The organism is Methylobacterium sp. 4-46 (assembly GCF_000019365.1).
GTDB lineage: Bacteria > Pseudomonadota > Alphaproteobacteria > Rhizobiales > Beijerinckiaceae > Methylobacterium.
The window spans coordinates 1341899-1357738 of record NC_010511.1 but is presented as its reverse complement, the minus strand read 5'-3'; the positions used below and the strand labels follow the sequence as shown (position 1 = coordinate 1357738).

The 15840-nt window shown below is 68.1% G+C and carries 12 protein-coding genes and 2 pseudogenes; 9 read left to right on the top strand and 5 right to left on the bottom strand.

Features of this window, described 5'->3' with window-relative positions; genetic code table 11:
* Positions 1–141: 141 nt before the first annotated feature.
* A pseudogene (locus M446_RS38745) lies at positions 142–291 on the bottom strand (IS1380 family transposase); the annotation flags it as partial.
* A pseudogene (locus M446_RS34825) lies at positions 286–522 on the bottom strand (IS3 family transposase); the annotation flags it as partial. The pseudogenes M446_RS38745 and M446_RS34825, both read right to left, overlap by 6 nt.
* Positions 523–1176: 654 nt before the next feature.
* On the opposite strand from M446_RS34825, the gene M446_RS05875 reads away from it, so the two are divergent.
* The 5 genes from M446_RS05875 to M446_RS05855 are packed head-to-tail and all read left to right on the top strand — an operon-like array spanning position 1177 to position 6262.
* Positions 1177–2205, top strand: a complete 1029-nt coding sequence (locus tag M446_RS05875) for a TRAP transporter substrate-binding protein (RefSeq protein WP_018262356.1) — start codon at positions 1177–1179, stop codon at positions 2203–2205.
* Positions 2206–2251: 46 nt separating this feature from the next.
* The gene (locus tag M446_RS05870; protein WP_012331176.1) at positions 2252–2923 is read left to right on the top strand and encodes a GntR family transcriptional regulator; all 672 of its coding nucleotides are present in this window, start codon (positions 2252–2254) and stop codon (positions 2921–2923) included.
* Positions 2920–4128, top strand: a complete 1209-nt coding sequence (locus M446_RS05865) for a CaiB/BaiF CoA transferase family protein (RefSeq protein WP_012331175.1) — start codon at positions 2920–2922, stop codon at positions 4126–4128. Before M446_RS05870 ends, M446_RS05865 begins: the two co-directional genes overlap by 4 nt.
* Before the next feature lie 47 nt (positions 4129–4175).
* The gene (locus tag M446_RS05860) at positions 4176–5339 is read left to right on the top strand and encodes an iron-containing alcohol dehydrogenase (RefSeq protein WP_012331174.1); all 1164 of its coding nucleotides are present in this window, start codon (positions 4176–4178) and stop codon (positions 5337–5339) included.
* A gap of 5 nt (positions 5340–5344) precedes the next feature.
* Positions 5345–6262 (top strand): hydroxymethylglutaryl-CoA lyase, encoded by a 918-nt coding sequence (locus tag M446_RS05855; RefSeq protein ID WP_012331173.1) that lies wholly within the window; start codon positions 5345–5347, stop codon positions 6260–6262.
* 846 nt (positions 6263–7108) lie between these two features.
* On the opposite strand, the gene M446_RS38015 is transcribed toward M446_RS05855, so the two are convergent.
* Positions 7109–7279, bottom strand: coding sequence for a hypothetical protein (locus M446_RS38015; RefSeq protein ID WP_012331172.1), 171 nt, complete (start codon positions 7277–7279; stop codon positions 7109–7111).
* 162 nt (positions 7280–7441) lie between these two features.
* Here M446_RS38015 and M446_RS05850 point away from each other — a divergent pair, with 162 nt between their 5' ends.
* The gene (locus M446_RS05850; protein WP_012331171.1) at positions 7442–8233 is read left to right on the top strand and encodes a Crp/Fnr family transcriptional regulator; all 792 of its coding nucleotides are present in this window, start codon (positions 7442–7444) and stop codon (positions 8231–8233) included.
* A gap of 62 nt (positions 8234–8295) precedes the next feature.
* On the opposite strand, the gene M446_RS05845 is transcribed toward M446_RS05850, so the two are convergent.
* Both M446_RS05845 and M446_RS05840 read right to left on the bottom strand, forming a co-directional pair.
* Positions 8296–9804 carry a LuxR C-terminal-related transcriptional regulator gene (locus M446_RS05845; RefSeq protein WP_012331170.1) on the bottom strand — a complete coding sequence of 503 codons (1509 nt, stop codon included), beginning with the start codon at positions 9802–9804 and terminating at the stop codon, positions 8296–8298.
* Positions 9805–10135: 331 nt separating this feature from the next.
* Positions 10136–11593, bottom strand: a complete 1458-nt coding sequence (locus M446_RS05840; RefSeq protein WP_012331169.1) for an MmgE/PrpD family protein — start codon at positions 11591–11593, stop codon at positions 10136–10138.
* 1400 nt (positions 11594–12993) lie between these two features.
* Here M446_RS05840 and M446_RS38010 point away from each other — a divergent pair.
* From M446_RS38010 to M446_RS38735, 3 genes are read left to right on the top strand one after another with little or no spacing between them, the layout of a single operon-like run.
* Positions 12994–13161 (top strand): hypothetical protein, encoded by a 168-nt coding sequence (locus tag M446_RS38010; RefSeq protein WP_168169136.1) that lies wholly within the window; start codon positions 12994–12996, stop codon positions 13159–13161.
* The gene (locus tag M446_RS05835) at positions 13158–13367 is read left to right on the top strand and encodes a hypothetical protein (protein ID WP_012331167.1); all 210 of its coding nucleotides are present in this window, start codon (positions 13158–13160) and stop codon (positions 13365–13367) included. The genes M446_RS38010 and M446_RS05835 overlap by 4 nt, the downstream gene beginning before the upstream one ends.
* Entirely contained in the window at positions 13364–15523 is a 2160-nt protein-coding gene (locus M446_RS38735; RefSeq protein WP_012331166.1) for an AAA family ATPase, read from the top strand. Before M446_RS05835 ends, M446_RS38735 begins: the two co-directional genes overlap by 4 nt.
* Positions 15524–15840: the final 317 nt, after the last annotated feature.

Genomic DNA, 15840 nt, shown 5'->3' with positions numbered 1-15840 from the left:
GGTGCCAGGCAGCTGATCGAGCCGCTTGGCCGAATTTGGTTAACGCCGGCGACAGCCAAACCGCGTCGGTCCCGCCTGCTGAACGGGGAGTCATGCGCACCACCGCCTTAGGTTCCAGCACGACCGCCTCCACTTGCCAATTCAACATCGCGCAACCTGCTTCGGTCGAAGACCATCGATCAAGTTCAGCATGCGGCGGAACAGGTCACGCGGCACCGCCACTTCGGCCAAATGGAACACCGTGTAGCGCGAGTGGGCGATCACCTTCGCGCCGACCTTCCCCAGTCGCTTGAAGCGCAGGCTCAGATCTTTACTCCCATAGAGCCGGCAAACCCTCTTGTGGCTTATCCGCCAGCTCTCCCGGCGCAGGAGGATGTGGATCCAGAAGGAGCCGTAGCGCACCCAGCTCTTGGCCAGATTGCAGATGCGCATCCGCAGCGGTGCCTGATCAAGCTTGGTCGAGCGGCAGCGGATGCCCGACCGGCCGCTGCCGAGCGCGCCGCAGCTGCGCCGCTCACTCACTGGGATCACGTCTGATCCTGTTCTGGCACGGGGGTGCTCCTCGGTGAGACGAGCCCGGCCGCGCTGGATGCCGGGCGATTTGCAGCGAAGCCGTCGCGAGGATCAGGACTTCCAGGTTGCATACTCGGCCTTACGCGAATTGGTGGGAGCGCCAAAGGGGCAATCGCCGATTTCGAAAAGTCCGCTGTCGGGTGCCGAGCGACCATTCCGGCGGTACCGGTCGAAGGTCTGGAAGTGGCGCATCTCGGAACCCTGGCGCCAAACAGATTGCGATCACGGGTGCGAGCCGCGCCGCCTTCGCATCGGCTCGGAGATGTCCAGCGGCCCAACCGGCCGCAGTTTGCAAAGCAGAGGACGCCCCCAGGTTCGCAGCCGTCACCTGCGATGAACGCGCTAGCGTTCCGGCCGGCCCGGACCGCGGATTGAAGCCACGCGAGACGCCGTCACTTCGTGCTTGACGGGCCTCCCAAGTCCGGAATACCGATTGGTATACCGCGTTTGATTCCGGTCTGAGAACTCCTCGCCCCCGCCGACGAAGGGGCTGCGGCCGGAGCCCGACATGCGCCGCCCCCGTCGTCCAAGCTGAGACAAGCATGGCGGCGATCCGCCCCATCCACGGGCGGCTGCCTTAGAAAAATAAGTCGAGCCGGAGGAATGCCCGTGACGAAGGAGTCCATGACCGCGCTGTCCAGGCGCCGGGTGCTGTCCGGGATGGCCGCGGTTCCGCTGGTATCGATCGGCGCGACGCGCGGCAGGGCCGCCGAGTTCGTCTGGAAATACGCGACCGGCCAGGATCCGACGCATCCGGTCAACCTGCGCGCCGCCGAGGCGATCGCGCGGATCCGCGAGGCGACGGGCGGCCGCGTCGAGATCAGCCTCTTCCCGGCCAACCAGCTCGGCTCGGACACCGACCTGATCTCGCAGGTCCGTAACGGCAGCGTCGAGATCCTCAACATCTCGGCGTCGGTCCTGGCGACGCTGGTCCCATCGTGCGGGATGCTCAACACGGGCTTCGCGTTTCCCGACTACGACCACGTCTGGAAGGCGATGGACGGCGCCTTCGGCGATCTCGTCCGCGCGCAGATTGCGAAATCCGGCCTGTTCGTCACGGAGAAGATCTGGAACAACGGGTTCAGACAGATCAGCTCCTCGACCCGCAAGATCGACAGCCCGGACAGCATCAAGGGCTTCAAGATCCGGGTGCCGGTCGCGCCGATGCTGACCTCGCTGTTCCAATCGCTCGGCGCCAGCCCGACGCCGATCAATTTCAACGAGGTTTATTCCGCCCTGCAGACGAAGATCGTCGAGGGACAGGAGAACGCGCTTCCGCTGATCTATACGACGAAGCTCTACGAGGTGCAGACCAGCATCTCGATGACGGATCACGTCTGGGACGGATTCTGGGTCGTCGGCAACCGCCGCGCCTTCGCGGGCATGCCCGCGGACCTGCGCGACATTGTCGTCAACGAGATCAACAAATCGGCGATCGAGCAACGGCAAGACGTCGTGAAGCTCAGCGACAGCCTGCGCGGCGACCTTCGAGCCAAGGGCATCACGTTCGTTGACGTCGATCGCGCGGCCTTCCGCGACACGTTGCGCAAGAGCGGCTTCTACAAGAACTGGCAGGCCAAATTCGGGGACGAACTGTGGAATAAGCTGCAGGACGTCGTCGGTCCTCTCTGATGCGGCGTCTTACGGCGCGATCTGCCGCGGACAAGGAGATCGGCGCATGTCGCAGATGATGGCGGTCTACGAACAACTCCGGGATGCCATCCTCTCGCTGGAGATGGCCCCGGGGCAGCGGTTCAGCGAACGGTCCCTGGAGACCCGGTTCAGCGGTTCGCGCACCCCCATCCGCGCCGCCCTGGCGCGCCTGGAGACCGACGGGCTCGTCGCCCGGGAGGACCGGAGCTGGATCGTGACGCCGATCTCGCTCGATGAGCTCGAACAGGCCATCGAGTTCCGGCAGGTGATCGAGGTCGAGGTGGTGAAGCTCGCCTGCCGTCGTGCGCAGCAGGCCGACATCGCGGTCATCGAGGAGATCCTCGCGTCCTGCCGGGAGGACGAGTCCCGTGCGGCGTGGCACCGCGTCGGCTCCGACTTCCACGTCGAGCTGGCGCGGCTGACGAACAACGGCTTCTACATCCGCGCCGTCGAGGACCTGATGATCCGCCTGTCGCGGGCGCGGTGGCTCGAGGTCTGGACGGTGGAGGGCCGCGATCGGTCGTGGGACGAGCACCACGCCATCCTGCACTTCATCCGGGAGGGCCGCGTCGAGCAGGCGGTCGCCGCGATCACGAACCACATCGAGGGCGTGCGGTCGCGCAACATCGGCAGCCGGCTCACGGACGGGCCCTCTCATCAGGTCCGCGGCTTTGCAGTGGTCGGAAAGGCATCATGACCCAGACCCCGAACCCCGGCGCCCTGGCCGGGATCCGCGTCGTCGAGGTGGGCTCGTTCATCGCCGGCCCCTTCTGCGGGCAGCTGCTCGCTGATCTCGGTGCCGACGTCGTGAAGGTCGAGCCGCCGCAATCCGGCGACGTGATGCGCCAGTGGGGTGCGGTCCAGCTCGACGGCAAGTCGCTGTGGTGGCCGGTCATCGCCCGCAACAAGCGCAGCCTGACGCTCGACCTGCGCACCGGGCGGGGTCAGGAGATCGCGCGCGCGCTGATCGCGGAAGCCGACATCCTGGTCGAGAACTTCCGCCCCGGCACGCTGGAGAAGTGGGGGCTCGGCCCGGACGATCTGTGGACGACCAATCCCGGCCTGATCGTCGCCCGGGTCTCCGGCTTCGGGCAGACGGGCCCCTACAGCCGCGACGCCGGCTTCGGCGCGATCGCCGAGGCGATGGGCGGGCTGCGCACGCTCGCCGGCTTCCCAGACCGGCCCCCGCCCCGCGCCGGCCTATCGATCGGCGACTCGCTGGCGGGCGCCTTCGCGGCCCTCGGCACGCTGGCCGCGCTCGAAGCCCGCCGGCGGACCGGCAAGGGGCAGGTGGTGGATGTCGGCATCACCGACGCCGTGCTGGCGGTCCAGGAGAGCGTCCTGTCGGAGTACAGCGCGACGGGCGCGCTGCGCGAGCGGACCGGGACGCGGCTGCCGGGCATCGCACCCTCCAACCTCTACCCGACGCGTGACGGGCAGTGGGCGATCATCGGGGCGAACGGGGACGCGATCTTCAAGCGTCTCGCGCAGGCCATGGGCGCGTCCGAACTGGCCGCCGACCCGCGCTACACGACGCACCGCGCCCGTGGCACCCACCAGCAGGAGTTGGACGACCGCGTCGCGGCCTGGACGCGGACGCTGCCGCTCGCGGAACTCCTCGCCGTCCTCAAGCGCGCCGCCGTGCCGGCTGGCCCGCTCAACGACGCCGCCGGCATCGTGCAGGACGCCCACTTCCGCGAGCGTGGCGCCGTCGTGGAGGTCGAGTCCGAGGAGTATGGGCGCCTCACGATGCAGGGCGTGACCCCGCGGCTCTCCGAGACCCCGGGTGCCGTGCAGTGGGCTGGTCCGCCGCTCGGGCACCACACGCGCGAGGTCCTGTCCGAACGGCTCGGCCTGAGTGCCGCCGACATCGCCCAACTCAAAGCCGACGGCGTGATCTGATCCCGCCGCGCTGCCACCGCCAGCCCCATCCAGACGGAAGCACGCCCGTGTCAGACATCGCGATCTTCACTGCCATCCAGAGGCTGGTGCATGGCTGCGGCGCCCTGAACCAGCTCGCTGACGAGGTCGACCGCTTCGGCCGGCGCAGGATCCTGCTGGTCACGGATCCGGGCTTGGTGAAGGCAGGCATCGCCGGACGCGCGCTCGACCTGCTGCAGGGACGCGACGTCGAGGTCTTCTCGGACGTCGAGCCGGATCCCAGCATTGAGACGGTGGTCGCCTGCGCCGACCGCGTGCGCACGCAGAAATGCGACCTGATCGTTGGCCTGGGCGGCGGCAGCGCCATCGACACCGCCAAGTGTGCATCGGTCATGGCCACCAACCCGGGCGCCGTCGAGGATTACCTCGGCATCGACAAGGTCACGTCGCCGGGCGTCCCGAAGATCATCGTCCCGACAACCGCCGGCACGGGCAGCGAGGTGACGAACGTCGCCGTGCTCAGCCTGAAGGCGCAGCACACCAAGAAGGGCATCGTCAGCCGCTACCTGCTCGCCGACACGGCCCTGCTCGATCCTGAGCTGACGCTCGGGCTCCCGGCCGCGGTGACGGCCGCGACCGGCATGGATGCCCTGACCCACGCGATCGAAGCCTACGTCTCGCGCTTCGCCCAGCCGATGACCGACGACTTCGCACTCAGGGCGATCCGCTTGATCGGCGAGAACCTGCGGACGGCCGTTCACAACGGCCAGAACATCCGGGCGCGCGAGGCGATGCTGACGGCGAGCCTCTACGCCGGCTACGCCTTCGGCAGCGCCGCGACCGGGATGGTGCACGGCCTAGCGATGCCGCTCGGCGGGCAGTTCAACATCCCGCACGGCATCGCCAACGCCGTGCTGCTGCCCCACGTGATGCGCTGGAACCTCGTCGCGGCCCTGCCGCGCTATTGCGACGTCGCGGCGGCCCTCGGCGAGACGGTCGCCCACCTCCCGGTCCGCGAGGGCGCCGAGCGGGCGGTCGCGACGGTTGAGGCCCTGTCGCGCGACGTCGGCATCCCGGCGCATCTCGACGATCTCGCCGTGCCGCGCAGCGCCATGGAGGCGCTCGCCCGCGATGGCATGACGAATGTCCGCCAGGTCCGTCCGAACCCGCGCGACGTCACCTACGAGGGGCTGATGGACATCCTCGGCCGCGCCTTCCGGCCGGAGGCCTGACGACGATGCGGCTGCCTGCCTTCGCCCACATCACTGAGGTCGGCCCCCGCGACGGCCTCCAGAACGAAGCCCGCTTCATGCCGACCGAGGACAAGGTCAGGCTGATCGAGCAGCTGGCGGCGTCCGGCCTCGGCGAGATCGAGGTGACCTCGTTCACCCATCCGTCGTGGATCCCGAACCTCGCCGACGCCGAGGAGGTCGTGCGGGCGACCCGTCACCTGCCGGTCGGCGCCTTCGCGCTCATCCCCAACGCGCGCGGCATGGAGCGGGCGCAGCGCGCCGGCATCAAGGGCATGACCTTCGTCTTCTCGGCGACGGACAGCCACAACAGACGCAACCTCAACCGTTCGACCGAGGAATCGCTCGTCGAGATCCTCGACCTGCACGCGGCCGCGGGAGCGGACGGGCTGCGGCGGCGGATCTCGCTGTCGACGGTGTTCGGGTGCCCCTTCGAGGGCGCGGTGCCGGATGAGCGCATCCACGCCATCGTGGCCCGGCTGGTCGCGGGCGGGTGCGAGCGGATCGGCCTGTGCGACACGATCGGCATCGCCGATCCGGTGCAGGTCGACCGGCTGTCGCGGGGGCTGATCGCGCGCTTCCCCGGCATCGTGTTCGAGCTTCACCTGCACAACACGCGCGGCTGCGCGCTGGCCAACGTCCTGGCCGGGCTGCAGGCCGGCATCGTCCACTTCGATACCGCCATCGGCGGGCTCGGCGGCTGTCCCTACGCGCCCGGCGCGACCGGCAACGCCGCGACCGAGGACGTCGTGTCCATGCTGGAGGCGATGGGCGTCCGCACCGGGATCGACCAGGCGGCCCTCCTGGCGAGTGACCGCCACCTCGCGCAGTGGCGTGGCGCGCCCCTCGACAGCGCGGTCTGGCGCGTCGCCCAGCGCTGCTCCTCCGCCGAGACTGCACCCTGAGCTTTGGCCGACATCCGCGCTCCCGCCCTTCCGGCTGCGGGGTGACCCTCACGACTGTTCCGCTCGCGGCCGATGTCCCCGACGTTACCGCGACGGCGCGGATATCGACCGTGACGAGGCCGGCGTGATCGCGCGCCTCGCGACGGTTCGGGACGATTATCCGGGCCGCATCCGGCCTCGACCAACCGCCGGATGCGAGGCCCGTCTGCGCACCGCCCCCAAGACGCCCAGAGCTCAACCTGCGGCCTCGTCGCCCGCACCGGCGAGGCGGCGCAATCTGGGCCAGGGGACGATCGCGCCGGGTGCCTCGTGGCTGCTATCCGGTGGCGCGCAGGGTTCGTCGTTAGTGAGGGCGGGCGGCCCCGTTCGACCGCTGCGACTGATCGGCAAAGGCGGAAGCTGGCCAGCGACGACTAAGGCTAGGGTCAAAACCAATCAGCTTAGCCATGCAAGGGGCTGCTCTCGACCCTACCAGACCCCCGGAATGCACTCTCATAACCGCCGCTGCTGACCCCAAGCGGACATTTGAACCGCTGGCGACCAAGGTCTGGATGGGGTGGAGGCTGTGTGAAAACGCAAAGGCGGCAGGAGGATCTTCCCTCGATAACCCTGGGCAGCGCCGGAATAGGCACCCAGTTGGCATCTCGGCCGCCATCCAGGATGCTCGGATAACGGCTGTGTAGAAGATTATTCTCCGATTTCGGAGCGCGCCTGAGTTTTCACACGGCCTCGGTGGAGAGCCGCCATTGGCCCGTTGCCCGAAAGCCGACATTCGGCTTTTCTCCCATTCCTGCCATCCAGCTGACCCAAGCGGCATCTCCAAATCGGCCATTCGCCGACTGGACATTATGGATCCTGCCCTCCCTTGGCTGGGATCGCCCATCGCTGGCCACGCAGGTTCGGCAGCGAGGTCTCGTAGTCGCGCAACAGGGCCGCTGCCTCGGCGGTGTCACACCCGGCCTTGCTGAGGCCGATGATGATCGCAGTCAGCGCCGTGACCTGTGTCTCGGCCTCCACGATGCGGCGGTCCAGCGCCTCAAGGATCTCGTCCTGCCTCTGCGATGGCCTACCGGAGCGAGGAGATCGAAGCTCGCGGCTCGGCGGGCTCCTAAGGAATGGACCGGATGTACTCGCGCTGCGCCGCCGGAAGAATGGGGCAACCATTCCAGAGGAAGTTCGATGGAGACACTTGCCACAATAACCGTGATGGATCCCGCCGGATCCGGAGTCGCTCAGGTACCACCGCAGGTGTCTCCGGCGCCGGAAGCGGACAGCCCCGTCTGTGCGCTGGCGCGTAAGCTCGATGGCTTTGCCCCGCTCTCGGTGCAGGATCGAGCGGCGCTTGAAGGCCTGACCGGCTATGTCCGGCCGGTCGAGCGGCACACCGTCATTGTGGAGCAGGACAGCGTGGCCAATCACGCGCTCATCGTCTTCGCCGGGTTCGCGAGCCGTGACAAGCGACGTGCGTCCGGCCGCCGCCAGATTGTGGCTTATCTCGTCCCCGGCGATCTGTGCGACCGCGGTGTCCTCCACAACTACCCGCTCGACCACACGATCGAGACCCTCACGCACTGCCTCGTCGCCAAGGTTCCGCGCGTGGCTTACTTCGACCTGCTCGGCCGGCATCCCCGCATCGCGCTCGCGCTCCAGTACGCGAGGCTCGCCGAAGAGGCGACGGCGCACGAGTGGGTGGCCAATGTCAGCCGCTCGGGCACTGAGCGAATGGCGCATCTCCTGTGCGAACTGCTGGAGCGCCTGGGATCAATCGGCCAAGTCTCGGATGGTCAGTATGATCTGCCGTTGACCCAGGTGGATCTGGCCGACACACTTGGCCTGTCGTACGTGCACGTCAACCGCGTGCTGCAAGCCCTACGACGCGACGGGCTGATCTCGCTGCGGGGACCGCGCCTGCAGATACTCGCGCCGCAGCGGCTGCGTCAGCTCGCGGAGTTCGAGGCCGGGTATCTCTAGCGAACGCCGGCTGTCTCGAGGCCCATAACGGCCCGCTTCCTACGCGGGCGCTGGGCTGCGACCTAGTCGCCGTCCTGAACGGTGGGACGCACGCCAGCTGCGGTCGCGATGAGAACGGCCTCGGGTAGGGTGTGGGCGCCGAGCGCCTCCATGACCCGAGCCCGGTGGATCTCCACCGTGCGCGGGCTCAGGCCCAGCGTGCGGGCGATGGTCTTGTTGGTCCCGCCCGCGAGCAAACCCTCCAGCACCGCGCGCTCGCGCGCGGAAAGCGCCGCAGTCCGGGCACGGGCCTCCTCGCCCTGGCGCGCCCGATCAGCCTCGGCGTGGATCTCGGCGAGCGCCGTTCTAACCGCGAACAGCAGCACCTCCGGTGTCCAGGGGGCTTCGAGGAAATCGACCGCTCCCGCCTTCATGGCGCGGACCCCGAAGCCGACGTCGCCCCCGCTCGCGCCGACCGCCAGCACGGGCAGGTGCGCACGTGCCGCCTTCAGCGCGCTTGTGGTCACCAGGCCGCTCGCCTCCTCGAGGTCGAGCACGACGCAGCCCGGCATCAGCGAGCCAGCAATCTTGAGGAGGGCCTGACCGCTCGCAAAGGTCTGCACCTCGTACCCGGCGGCTTGCAGGGCACCAACAAGGCTACTCCGGGCGTCGTCCCCAACCGCGACCACGTAGGCGCGCAGGCCGGTGTCGGTGGTGACGTCCTGCGCGATCCCGCCCGCTGACCGGCTCCGTCCGTCAATGCCCGGGATCGGGAAGAAGGTGTCGCGGATGCGGCGCACCGCGTGGTCTGAGGCGCGCTGGATGCGATACTCCAACACGACTGTCTCGCCGCCGCCGACCCGCTCCAGCGCCTGCGCGGCGGCGTCGCGGTCCTCCGGGTGAAGGCTGGCGAGCCAACTCGCGAGGTCCGGCATGTCCTCGGCGGACATGCCCCAGACCTGCGCGAAGGCCGGGCTGAGATAATTGAGTTGTCCGCTCTCCAGGTCGGCGAGCCAGAGAACGTTCGCCGAATGCTCGGCGAAGCGCTGGAAGCGCTCCTCGGTCAAGCGCAAGGCACTCACCTTCTGCAGGCGGTCGATCACCGGCCCCAGGATGATGGCGTAGGTGCGCAGGAACTCGGTATCCTCTTTGCCGAATTCGCGCGGTTCGGTCGCGTCCACCTGCAGCAGGCCGTAAGCCTTCCAGCCGGGCACGAAGATCGGCACGTTGGCGAATGCGATGACTCCGGCCTCCTTCATGAACGCGGGGACATCAAAGCGCTCCTCCTTGCGGATGTCCTGCGTGATGGTGGGCCTGCCTTCCTTGATCGCGAAGGTCTCGGAGGAGCGCTCTCTCATGGGTAGGCGCAGCCGACCAACGATGCCCGGATCCCAGCCGACGCCAGCCCGCACGAGCAAGCTTTGCCCGTCCCCTTGGATCTCTAGGATCTTGGCGCGGGTGATGCCGCAAGCCTCGGCGACGAGACGGCAGGCTTCAGCCAGCACCTCGTCGAGGTTCTCGCTGCGCAGGACGAACTCGCCGAAATCGGCCAGCACCTGCTGGCGCTTCATCATCTGCTCTTGGCTGGGCATTGGAGTTCCCCGGCGCTGAGCGATCAGGCGCTTGTCAGCGAAGAACCGTGGCTCGGACCCTGCGCAGCACCTCAATAACTGGTGTACGCGCGAGCCAGGGCTGGGTCCAAGCCCGTTCCAATAGGGCTTGATGAATGGAACAGCCATGCTGGAACATGGCCGTCCTCGGCCAGCCCCGGTGGTTCAGGGCCGATCAGACCGCCGGTAAGCAGACCTTCCGAACGCCCGAGAAGGGTCGGAAGCGGCCCTTCAGATCTCGGCAGCTCAATGTCGGCTCCTGGCGCGCAGCGGCCCTAGCCCACACTACGCCTAGGCTTAGGTTGCAGTCGGGTCAGGGCGCGAACAATTGCCGTAGTGCTCGGACGTCCTCAAGATTTTCGAGGTCGTTGATACGCGCAATCAGGTCGTCCGCGCGCGATACCCCAAGCACCGGCACGATCAGGTCGCGAACCTTCGCGTTAACCCGCTCCGTGCTCAGGGGGTTCTCCTTCGTTCCCGGCGGAAACTTCGTGAAGTGCTCGAGCCTGCGCCCGTCGGCAAGGATCACCTCGACCCGCGCGCTGCGCGGAGCCTCCCGTGTCATCAGGCCGGGATCGCCCACCACCTCGACCTTCTCCCGCACGGACTGGATGGATGGCTCCTGCATCAGCCTCGGATCATGGCTGTCGGCGAAGGAGACGGCCCCCTTCACGAGCGCCAACGCGACGAGGTGCTGACAGTTCACGTCTGGCATGGCGCTGTGCCCGACGATGCCGACCGCGTCGGTCGGCAGATGCACCACGACCCGTCGCACATCGGTGGCCCGCAGGCCGTGGCGCTCGCGCAAGGTCAAAACCGCGTCGAGCGGCGACTGGATCGGGTACCCGACCGAGAAGGTCTTGATCGCGGTCTCGGTGACGAAGAAGCGGCTCCCGAGCCCCTCCAGCATCGCCTCGGGCTTTGGGTCGCTTGAGAGCGCGATGAACAGGTTGTGCGTCCCGTCGAGGACGTCAGCGACACCGGTCAGGCCGGCTTGAACCATGGAGACGGCAGTGACGCCGTTGCGGGCGCCCATGCCGGCGAAGTCGAACGCCTTCTCGATGTGGTCCTCGTCCTTCACCCAGCTCCACAGGCCCGAGACCTGCTGGGCCGCGTAGGACAGCGCGAAGCGCGTGCTCCGCTCGTCGAGGCGGGCGAGTGTGGCGGCCGCCCCGAGCGCACCGAAGGTCGAGCTCGTGCCCTCTGCGCTACGGTGGGAGCCGCGCACAAGGTCTGGCCCGAGCGCCAGCAGCAGCCGGCAGCAGAGATCGTAGCCGAGCGCCACGGCGCGGATCATCTCCAGGCCGGAGCGGCCCTCCTTCTCGGCCATCGCGAGAGCTGCGGGCACGGTCGCGGAGCCCGGATGCGCCTTGGTGACCGGCTCGAAGTCGTCCGTCTCGTCCGCGTGGGCACACATGGCGTTGGCGAGCGCCGCGTTGATCGCGGTCGTGCGCAGGTCGGAGGCGACGACGGTGGCCTGATCGGTGCCGCTGAGGCCGCGCACATAGGCCGTCGCCAACTCGCCAGGCCGCATGCGAGCGCCGGAGATCATGGCGCCGAAGGTGTCAAGGATGCGGTGCTTGCAGGCCTGCACGACCTCGGGCGGCAAAGGCCGGTCCCGCGCCTCGACCATGTAGCGGGCGAGCTGTCCGGTGACCTCGCCACCGGCCGCGGCCACCCGCACGGGACTGGCGGCTGCGGCTAGGAGGCTGCCCGTCACTTGCAGGAACTTGCGTCGATCCGTGCCATGTCCTGAAGCGGTCTGGGACATCTCCTGCTCCTCCCCGAGCTCTGTCGTGTGGTGGGCGGCTCCTACACGTCGGTGTGTACGAGATGGGGCGGTACCGCTCTGCCGGCATCCGGCCAGGCTCGACCTGGCGGCCGTCGGTGGGACCTGGATCGCCGTGTAGGTCGGCGCCGGCGGTCTGCGAGGGGAGCAGCGCCGCGCAGAAGGCGATGCCACCGGCGCACAGGGCACAGGTACTCATCGCGGTGCCCAGCCGCCCGGTTGAAGCTTCCCCAGTTCGCGATGCTGAGAAACGCCTGGAGCCCCAGGAAGTGGGCCCTCTCCATCGTGCCCTGCCGGCCTGTGCCCGCAGGCGTCGCTGATCCACCGAAGTGGCACGCTTGCGGTCGGGCGAGAAGCCTTTCTGCGAGGGATTGATGGACTGAGTTCAGATGGGCGAGATGATCTCCGCCCTTCTTCGCTCTGTCCTGTGTGGCACCACCAGATAGGCGCTCACGGACGCGATCCGCTAGACCAATCTCGCGGTGCGTCACGTACAGCCGGCGCGCGAATGGCGCCCGTGGTGCGTGAGGCGGAGGGCGAGCGCGAGTTGGCGGATTATGCGCTGGGGCTTCCCGCCGCCCCCGAAGCTCGGCACCCAGCCCGTCACAAACGTCCGCAACGTGATCTCGTCCTACTGGCGGCCATGGTTCAAGCGCGCGTTCCGCTGCCTCGTGTCGGCCTCCTTCAGCGAGTACGCCGAGACCAAGCCCCGCAAGACGCCGGCGACCGAGATGCATTATTTTGCGGCCTTCTACCAGCCGCAATCAGGGCGGCTGAACCGAAGCCCCGCCTACCGCAGGAAAGGCCCTCGACCGGGAGCGGCGTTGTCACGCCTGATTGGCGAAAATCGCCGGCTGCTTACCACGCGCTTACCAGCGTCTCATCCTGGTAAGCGCCCGGTCGCTTAGTTTTCACTAAATGCTTGAGTTTGATGGCGCGCCCGAAAGGATTCGAACCTCTGACCCCCAGATTCGTAGATTGGGGCAGGGCGCTGAAAATGCAGAGTTTCTCTGCAAACTGAGCGACGATCTGCCCTTTAAGGATCAAGGGGTTAGCACCCGGGTTGCAAACCTGGACCCGCACTCATCTCTCTCCGAAAAGAGCAACGCCGCCCCGGGAGTCCAGGCCCGGAGCGGCGCTAATTCAGAGGCTTCCTTCAGCAGAAGCGGAACAGAGCATAAGCAGGCTCGTATCGCCCTGACAAGCCGCCCGGTGGTCGTCGTCGACCGCGAAGGCATGGTCTGCGGCGTCTTCAGCCGGCCGAGCGAGGCCCGCGCCTACCTGATGGAGGCGCGGCGATGATCCCACAGCGTCTTGCCACAATCCCGAAGGGGCGACGCGAAGCGTTCGTCGTCGAGCTCCGCCCCTTCCACGGAAAGCCGATGGTGGAGGTCCGCCTCCACCGCTCCGGCGGGCGCGGGATGGCGCCGACAGCGAGCGGCATCGTCGTGCGGCCGGATCTCCTCGCCGCGCTCGCGGAGGTCCTGCTGGCCGCCAAGGCCGCCGTCGAGGCCGAGGGTCTGATACCGGATGCGGGAGGTGCGTCGTGAGTGCACCTCACCTCATCATCGAGAGCGTCACCACCCGCGACTGCGTGGTGGAACACTCGGACGGCTCGTGGGTCACGCTCCCCCGGCCACCCCGCGGCGTGGGCTGGGTCATCGCCGACAGCAGCCGCGAGCGCCACACGACCTGGCGCCGGATCCGCCTCGCCCCCTGCACGTCCCTGAACGCCCTTCAGAGGGGGATCCCGTGAGCCGTCCGTCCTCCGACGAGAGCTATGCCCAGGCCGCCCTCGACCGCGAGTGCGAGGGCTTGGCCGCGACCCGCTCGGGGCGCAACAATCAGCTGAACCTGGCGGCCTTCAACATCGGGCAGCTAGTCGGCGCCGGCAAACTCGACCGGAACTCGGCCGAGCGCTGCCTGTTCGAGGCCGCAACGGCAAACGGCTACGTTCAGAAGGACGGCGCCGCTGCGGCCCGAGCCACGATCCGGAGCGGTCTGAGCAAGGGTGAGCTCGAACCCCGCACCACCCCTGCGCCGGCCGGCCCGCGTCCCAACGGTCACGCGAACGGCGCGGTCGCGCCGGCAGCACGTCACGGCTCGGCGGGCCCGTTCCCGGACTGGACCCCTCCCGACGCTAAGAGCAAGCCGCATTTCTTCGCGATCGGTCGCGACGCCATCGACCCGCTACGGGACGAGCTGCGCCGCCACATCTACCGGCGCGAGGGCTCGCCGGTCCGGATCAAGGTGAAGCTCACAAGCGGCGAGTTCCGCGACTTCTACCGCGTCAGGCGGCCCTCAGACGGCGAAGTCGGCTGGCAGGGCCGCAAGCCCGCCGGCTACCAGCCGGTGCCCTACACCGGCCCTGCCGGCGCGCTGGATCCTTTCGATCCGGAACACCGCGCCGAGCCGCTCCTGTGGCCGGAGGGAGAGCGCGACGTCGACACGCTCGCTGCGGTGGGCCTCCTCGCCTTCACCTTCGGCGGCTCGAACGACGTTCCGGACGCGGCCCGCGCCCTCGTCGCAGGGCGGGACCTCGTTGTGCTCGCCGACAATGACGAGCCGGGACGGGCCTGCGAGGAGCGTAAGATCGCGCTCGCCTCCGGCGCGGCGGCCCGCCTGCAGCTGATCAGGTTCCCGGAAATCGGCGTCGGCGAGGACGTCACAGACTGGCTCAACGGTTACGGGGGTACCGCCGCGGCTCTCCTCGACCGCGCGGAGCCAGCTCCGCAGCCACTTCCGTGGGCAAGGACTGCGGAAGCCTCACCCGCGCCGCTACGCGCCACACCGTTCCGCTGGCGGGACCCCGCAAGCATCCCGCCGCGCGAGTGGCTGTACGGGCGTCACCTCATCAGGAAGTTCACCAGCGCGACCTTCGCGCTGGGCGGGCTCGGGAAGTCCTCGCTGGTGATCGTGGAAGCGCTCGCGATGGCGACCGGCAGGCCGCTTCTCGGCATCAAGCCGGCGGGGCGCCTGCGGGTGTGGTTGTGGAACGGCGAGGACCCTCTGGAGGAGCTGGAGCGCCGCGTTCTCGCGGCGTGCCTGCACTACAGCATCAGCGAGGTTGACCTTGACGGATGGCTGTTCCTCGACAGCGGCCGCGACAGCGGGATCATCCTCGCGACCACGAGCAAGACCGGCACGACCGTGGCGGCGCCGGCATTTGACCAGCTTGAGGCGACGATCCGCGAGAACCGGATCGACGTCGTCATCCTCGACCCCTTCGTCTCGACGCACGCGGTCTCAGAGAACGACAACTCCGCCATCGACCTGATCGCTCAGGGCATCAACCGCGTCGCTGGCCGCACCAACTGCGCCTTCGAGCTGGTGCATCACGTCCGCAAGGGCCAGGCCGGCGGGGCCGAGTACACCGTCGAGGACGGGCGCGGCGCGAGCGCCCTGAAAGACAAGACCCGGGCGGCCCGCGTGCTCAACGCCATGTCGAAGGACGAGGTCGAGCGTGCCGGCGTCGAAGAGTCGTGGCGCTACTTCAAGGTCACTACCGGAAAGGCCAATCTCGCGCCGCGCGATGAGAAGGCCACGTGGTACCGCACCGCTTCGGTGGATCTCGGAAACGCTACGCAGGAGCGCCCGAGCGATCACATTGGCGTGGTGACAGCGTGGGAGTGGCCGGATGCCTTCAACGGCGTGAACGTCGATGATCTTCGCAGGGCCCAGGCTGCCGTGGCCAAGGGCCAGTGGCGGGCAGACGTCCAGGCGAAGAACTGGGTCGGACACCCGATCGCGGAGGCCCTGGGCCTCAATCCGGACGACAAGCGGGATCGCGATCGCATCAAAGCGCTGCTGCGCACATGGATCCGCATGCGCATGTTCGTCGTGGTCCAGGGCCGCGACGAGAAGAGCAAGCCGCGGCCCTTCATCGAGGTTGGCGAGGCTGCCTCGGATTGAGCCTCCACCTCCACCTGCCACACGTCTCCGCCACCACCACCCCACCCCCTATAAAGGGGTGGTGGTGGAGACGTGACAGTGGCCACGTTCGCCACCTTTCTCCACCCACCTTGCAAGGTGGAGAATCCGGGGCTGGACGCAGCGGAAATTCCGGGCAGCTGTCCGGATGTCAGAGGGCTAGAGATCGTTAGCGGTTCGCCGGTCGCACGGATGGCGTCAGGACCGTACACGGTGGCTGATCGTTGAGGGGCTTTCGAGGCCGCTCAAGGTAGGGCTGCTCTCTCAGCGATGTGGGCGAGGTGAGACGGGAATAGCGC